Genomic DNA, 734 nt, shown 5'->3' with positions numbered 1-734 from the left:
CGCCATTCGGTGCAACGATCCGGCATAGTGCCTCCAACCCCACAATCTCGCGTGTGTCGAGACGAACAATCGGTTGATAATAGGCCTCGACGCGATTTTCCCTGAAGCGACCCTGCTGAAAATCTTCGCTGACCACGTTCTTGAGGTCATTGAGCGCTTGCAACTGCTCCTGGTGCTGCTGATCAGGCCGGTCCAGAGCTCGAGTAAGAACTACGGCGATCGCCAGCGCGAAGTCGAGGCAGCCGATCAGCATGCGCCGGGTTTCCCAATGATCGGCGCCATACAAGCCGGCGAGATTGACGCGATAAAAGGGGTCCTCGGGATCTTCCTTGCCGAAACGGACATGGCCGAACACCGATCTGATGTTCGGGTGAGCGCCGAAATCGACGGCTACGTCGTAGGCGTCTGCGAGCCAGCGGTCACCGCCGGGTTGCTCGCGCTCGATGCTCTGCCGTATCGGAGACCGCGGTGCCGAAGGCCTTCCTCGTGGCTCTCTTCGAAGCATCGCTCTTGTGGCGCTCGCTCTAAACCGGTCCTAGGGTCAGGACCCATTGATCTGAGAGGCACGATCTGATTCAGGCTCCGTGAGGAGACTGTGCATGAGCAACCTGTACTGGCTGACGGACGAGCAGATTGCGCGGCTTGAGCCATATTTTCCCAAGAGCCATGGGAAGCCGAGGGTTGACGATCGTCGGGTGTTGAGCGGCATAGTCTTCGTCAATCGCAATGGGTTG

Annotated in this window: 2 protein-coding genes; one reads left to right on the top strand and one right to left on the bottom strand. The window is 58.9% G+C overall.

The window, feature by feature from the left end; all coding sequences use genetic code 11:
* Positions 1-355, bottom strand: a 355-nt coding sequence (locus IEW98_RS16640; RefSeq protein WP_243450829.1) for a hypothetical protein, incomplete at its 3' end; no start/stop codon positions are given.
* 244 nt (positions 356-599) lie between these two features.
* Here IEW98_RS16640 and IEW98_RS16030 point away from each other — a divergent pair.
* Positions 600-734: transposase (locus tag IEW98_RS16030; protein WP_188764523.1), on the top strand; the 135-nt coding region annotated here is incomplete at its 3' end.

Source organism: Sandarakinorhabdus glacialis, assembly GCF_014643455.1.
Classification (GTDB): Bacteria; Pseudomonadota; Alphaproteobacteria; order Sphingomonadales; family Sphingomonadaceae; genus Sandarakinorhabdus; species Sandarakinorhabdus glacialis.
Note: the sequence above shows the minus strand (reverse complement) of the source record. Positions and strands in the feature narration are given on the sequence as shown.